Annotated in this window: 2 protein-coding genes and 2 pseudogenes; all 4 read left to right on the top strand. The window is 72.8% G+C overall.

What is annotated here, in order from left to right; translation table 11 throughout:
- Nucleotides 1–857, top strand: a pseudogene (locus FHS13_RS21105) (glycosyltransferase family 2 protein); the annotation flags it as partial.
- Nucleotides 858–1,030: 173 nt separating this feature from the next.
- The gene (locus FHS13_RS21100) at nt 1,031–3,031 is read left to right on the top strand and encodes a glycosyltransferase (protein ID WP_184293715.1); all 2,001 of its coding nucleotides are present in this window, start codon (nt 1,031–1,033) and stop codon (nt 3,029–3,031) included.
- Between the two features lie 153 nt (nt 3,032–3,184).
- A complete protein-coding gene (locus tag FHS13_RS21095) occupies nt 3,185–5,203 on the top strand; it encodes a glycosyltransferase family 2 protein (RefSeq protein WP_184293714.1) in 2,019 nt (672 codons plus the stop codon).
- A 56-nt stretch (nt 5,204–5,259) separates the two neighbouring features.
- Nucleotides 5,260–5,477: pseudogene (locus tag FHS13_RS21240) on the top strand (glycosyltransferase family 2 protein); the annotation flags it as partial.

Here is a 5,477-nt window from a genome sequence, read left to right as displayed (position 1 = left end):
GGGGCGCGCTGTTCGTCCCCGACCTGGACACCAGCAGCTGGCACCTGGGCCGCTCCCAGATGCAGACGCGGCGCGACGCGGGCACGCGCTACCGCAGCCCGTACGTCTCCAACCGGGTGCCCGACTTCCACCTGCGCCGCAAGAGTCCCGAGCGGATCTGGGAGGTGCCCCTGGTCGACGTGGTCGTCGACGCGGCCAGCGCCACCCTGGAGGAGGCGGGCACCACCGTCTCGGCACTGCTGGCCGGAACCACGCCCGACATCCGCCTGTGGCTGGTGGGTCCCTGGAGCGGCATCGGGGACGGGAGGCGCTCGCCGCTGGACGAGGCGCAGCTGGACCTGCGCCTGATCCGCGAGACCTTCCGCGGCGATCCCCGGGTGCGCTTCTCCGAGGAGGCCCCCGAGGAGGACCCGCAGGTGCCCTTCCGGCTGTACGTCCCCGCCGGCACCGCACTCACGGGGACGGCGGTCGCCGACATGGTCGACACCGCGAACAAGGAGAAGGCCGGCCTGCTGTGCGCACCCCTGCCCGGGGCGACCCGGGAGGGGGACGGGGTGCTGCGCATGGAGCGCGCCCAGGCCTTCGCACGGGCCCGCCACCTGTTCCCCGGCGCCCGGGGCCGGGATCTGGACCGCGCCGTGGAGGAGGTCTACGGCACCCACTGGATGCCCGGCGGAGCGCTCGTTCCCGCAGAGGGAGAGGGGAAGGGAGAGAGCCCCGAGGCCCTGCGGCGCAAGCTCGACCAGGCCCGGACCGAGGTGGAACGCCTGCGGGCCCGCGCCCGTCGGGCCGAACGCAAGCTGCGCTGGTTCACCCCCGGTGTGACCCGCAGGATCGCGCGCAAGTTCGTCCGCTGACCCGGAGCCCGGGCCGCCCCCGCGAGGCGGTCCGGGCACATCCGGCCCCGAATCACCACGTGGTGCACGCGGATGTGATCGCAGAGTAATTAGCCTGGTCGTGCTGGGGATCCGCCCAGGGCTTCCGGGGGCCCGGAGCCGAACCGTACCGCCAACCGAGTCGGGGATGTTCCGTGATTCTTTCCGCTCTGCGCCAGGCATTGCGCACCTGTGGCCGCGAACCCGCTCTGCTCTGCCGTGCCGGTGGTGCCGGTGCCTTGTGGGGGGAGGTTGCCGGTGTGCGGTTGCGGCCGTGTGACCGGGTTGTGGATCTGGATGTCCATCCTGTGGGGGAGCGGGTGGAGGTGGAGGGGGTCGGCGGGGAGGGGGAGCCGGGGTCGGTGGGTCTGGTCGCGGTGGTGGCGGCGAGTGTGTCGGATCTGCGTCGGGCCGTTGCGGTGGCGGGGGAGTTGCCGCGTGCGGCGCATCTGCTGGTGGCGGTGGAGTACGTGCCCGCTCATCTGGGGCCGTTGGCTCCGGTTCCGCCGGGGATGGACGAGTGGAACGACCTGTACGAGCTGCGGGTGCGCAGGGTCGGCCGCCGGGGGTGGGTCTGCGAGGCGTTCTTCCCCGGCGGAACCGGAGCGGCCGAGTTCCTGTCGGCTGTCGTGCACGGTGCTCGCGGCCGGAGGAGGGGTTCGGGCACCGGTTTCTTCGGTGGGTTGCACGGTCGCGGTGCGGGTGCGTGGTTGCCGGGTGAGCTCTCGGCGCGGGGTGCTCCTGCGTCGGGGCCGGTGGAGATGGACCGGGTGACGCCGGTGTCGGACGTGGTGCTGCGGCTCGACGAGGGGCAGGGGCTTCCCTTCTGGGAGGACGTGGAGGTTCCCGCTCTGGACCGTTACACCGCCGAGGCCGCCTATCGGCCGGCGGCCGGGACCCCCGACCGCGCCGCCCCGCGCGTGTACGGTCCCGACCCGGTCGGGCGGATCGCCCCGGTCGACGAGCGCCTCGTCAACCCGTCCGGCTTCCGGCCCGAGAGCGGAGGCCCGATGGGCCTGCTCACCGTGCACGACGGGAACGTGGTCCTGTACGACGGCCGGAAGATCCGGGCGGAGGTGCCCCGCGACGGCACCGTCACCGATGCGGGCCTCGACCACGTACGGGACCTGCGCGGCGTGCGGGTGGACTGGTCGGAGAACACCGGGACCGCCATGGTGCGCGCGGTCGCCTCCCTGGCCGCCGGCGGGGTGCCGCTGGTCGGCGGACCGGTACCGGTCTGGGCGGCGGGCCTGGGCGAGGAGCTGTCGGAACTGCTCTCCTCGACGGAAGAGGAGCACCTCGCCGACGCCCTGCGTCGTGAGGAGCACAGTGTGCGGTTGCGTCGGGCTGCTCTGCGTGCGCACGGGGTGCGTGCGCGGTGGCGTGCGCTGGCGGCCGAGGCCGGTCTTGCGGTGCCGCCGGAGCCGCGGGTGTCGGTGGTGTTGTGCACGCGGCGTCCGGGGATGGTGGGGTTCGCGCTGGCCCAGATCGCCCGCCAGCGAGGTGCGGAGGTCGAGGTGGTGCTGGCTCTGCACGGCTTTCCGGCCTCTCTGCCGGAGGTGGCCTCGGCCGTGGCCGAGTACGAGGCCACGGGAAGGCCGCTGGTCGTGCACGAGGCCGAGGGGGACACCGTTTTCGGTGCGGTCCTCAACGAGGCGGTGGCGCGTGCCTCGGGAACGCTCGTGGCCAAGTGGGACGACGACGACTGGTACGGGCCCGAGCACCTGGCCGACCTGCTGCTGGCCCGCACCTACTCCGGAGCCGACGTCGTCGGCATCAGCCACAGCTACACCTACCTGGAGACGCTCGACCTCACGGTGCGGCGTACCAGCTTCTCGGAGATGCCGCACAAGGGCATCCTCGGCGGCAGCATCCTGGCCGACCGCGGAATCCTGGAGGAGGTCGGCGGTTTCCGTCCGCGGCCGCGCGCCGTGGACAGCCAGTTCCTGCTGGCGGTGGGCCGCGTCGGCGGCCGGGTCTACCGGACGCACGGCCTCGGCTACGTGCTGCGCCGGTCCGGCGAGGGACACACCTGGAACGTCGACCTCGGTTACTTCCTGGGAGGCCGGACCGAGCAGTGGACCGGCTGGCGGCCCAGCGCCCTGCTGGAGGGCGTGCCGGAACCGTTCGGCGGCAGGCGGGACGCCGGGCGGTGACAGCCCTGCTCGGAGCGGTCGCCAGGTATCGAATGCCCCAAAAGTGACGACACGCGCATGAGATAGCACTCATTGTGATACCTGGTCTTACGCTGGGCTTTTGTGGTCGACAAGCGTCCGCGTTCTGTGCCGCCGACCTCCGGAGGTCGCCCGATGATCACCTCAGCCGTCCGCCAAGCCCTGAACAACCGCGGTGACGAGCCGGCCGTCCTCTGCCGTGCCGGTGGTGCCGGTGCTCTGTGGGGGGAGGTTGCCGGTGTGCGGTTGCGGCCGTGTGACCGGGTTGTGGATCTGGATGTCCACCCTGTGGGGGAGCGGGTGGAGGTGGAGGGGGTCGGCGGGGAGGGGGAGCCGGGGTCGGTGGGTCTGGTCGCGGTGGTGGCGGCGAGTGTGTCGGATCTGCGTCGGGCCGTTGCGGTGGCGGGGGAGTTGCCGCGTGCGGCGCATCTGCTGGTGGCGGTGGAGTACGTGCCCGCTCATCTGGGGCCGTTGGCTCCGGTTCCGCCGGGGATGGACGAGTGGAACGACCTGTACGAGCTGCGGGTGCGCAGGGTCGGCCGCCGGGGGTGGGTCTGCGAGGCGTTCTTCCCCGGCGGAGGCCCCGTCGCCGAGATGCTGTCCTGTCTCGTCCACGGCGCACGCGGGCGCAGGCGCGGCCCCGGCACCGGTTTCTTCGGTGGGTTGCACGGTCGCGGTGCGGGTGCGTGGTTGCCGGGTGAGCTCTCGGCGCGGGGTGCGCCGGCGTCGGGGCCGGTGGAGATGGACCGGGTGACGCCGGTGTCGGACGTGGTGCTGCGGCTCGACGAGGGGCAGGGTCTTCCTTTCTGGGAGGACGTGGAGGTTCCCGCTCTGGACCGCTACACCGCCGAGGCCGCCTTCCTGCCCCCTGGTGACCTGAGGGCCGCTGCACTCCACGTCCACGGTCCCGACCCGGTCGGGCGGATCGCCCCGGTCGACGAACGCCTCGTCAACCCGTCCGGGTTCAGGACCCGCGTGAAGGGACCGGTCGGGGTGCTCGCGGAGGAGGAGGGCCGCGTGCTGCTGAGCGACGACCGGAAGGTCCGCGTGGAAGTGCCCCGGGACGGCACCGTCACCGAGAACGACCTCGCCCGACTGCGGGACCTGCGCGGCGTCCGGGTGGACTGGACCGGGCGCGGCGGACCCACCATGGTGCGCGCGGTCGCCTCCCTGGCGGCCGGCGGGGTGCCGCTGGTCGGCGGACCGGTACCGGTCTGGGCGGCGGGCCTGGGCGAGGAGCTGTCGGAACTGATCTCCTCGATGGGGGAGGAGCACCTTGCCGACGCGCTGCGTCGTGAGGAGCACAGTGTGCGGTTGCGTCGGGCGGCTCTGCGTGCGCACGGGGTGCGTGCGCGGTGGCGTGCGCTGGCGGCCGAGGCCGGTCTTGCGGTGCCGCCGGAGCCGCGGGTGTCGGTGGTGCTGTGCACGCGGCGTCCGGGGATGGTGGGGTTCGCGCTGGCCCAGATCGCGCGTCAGCGGCATGTGCGCCTCGAGGTGGTGCTGGCTCTCCACGGTTTCCCGGCCTCTCTGCCGGAGGTGGCTTCGGCGGTGGCCGAGTTCGGGGAGACGGGGATTCCGCTGGTGGTGCACGAGGCCGACGGCGGCACCGTTTTCGGTGCGGTGCTCAACGAGGCGGTCGACCGTGTCTCGGGAACGCTGGTGGCCAAGTGGGACGACGACGACTGGTACGGGCCCGAGCACCTGGCCGACCTGCTGCTGGCCCGCACCTACTCCGGAGCCGAGGTCGTCGGCGCCGGACACAGCTACACCTACCTGCAGGAGATCGACCTGACCGTGTGGCGCCCCGCGCGGTCGGAGGCGATCAGCCCCGCCATCGCGGGGGGGACCATTCTCACCGACCGCGGAGTGCTGGAGGAGACCGGGGGCTTCCGTCCGCGGCCGCGCGCCGTGGACAGCCAGTTCCTGCTGGCGGCCGTCCGCAGCGGGGGGTGCGTCTATCGGACGCACGGCCTCGGCTACGTGCTGCGCCGGTCCGGCGAGGGACACACCTGGGACACCGACCTCGGCTACTTCCTGCGCCATCACACCGAACAGTGGACCGGCTGGCGGCCCAGCGCCCTGCTGGAGGGTGCACCCGCACCCCTCGGCGACCGGCCGGACCAGTACACCGAGCACACAGGGGGACACCGTTGAGCACCCCGGAGAGTACTTCAGACCGTCGTCCGACGACCGAGGAGAAGGCCGTGATCATGCCGCGGCTGCGACCGGAGAAGACCGACGGACCACCACTCGGCCAGGGGGAGGCCGGGCCACCCGACTTCACCGACCAGCCGCGCGTCCGCCTCAACGACCACGGCGTCCTGGACGTCCCCCCTCTCGGGGGGTGGAGTCCGGTGTTGTCGGTGTCGGTGGTGGTGCCCGCGCATGGTCAGCCGGAGAAGTTGGCGTTGGTGTTGGCGTCGTTGGC

Source organism: Nocardiopsis algeriensis (assembly GCF_014203695.1).
Classification (GTDB): Bacteria; Actinomycetota; Actinomycetes; order Streptosporangiales; family Streptosporangiaceae; genus Nocardiopsis; species Nocardiopsis algeriensis.
Note: the sequence above shows the minus strand (reverse complement) of the source record. Positions and strands in the feature narration are given on the sequence as shown.

Bases quoted from the DNA above. Each gene is read 5' to 3' on its own strand.
- FHS13_RS21095 (WP_184293714.1), top strand. From the start codon at position 3,185: ATGATCACCTCAGCCGTCCGCCAAGCCCTGAACAACCGCGGTGACGAG.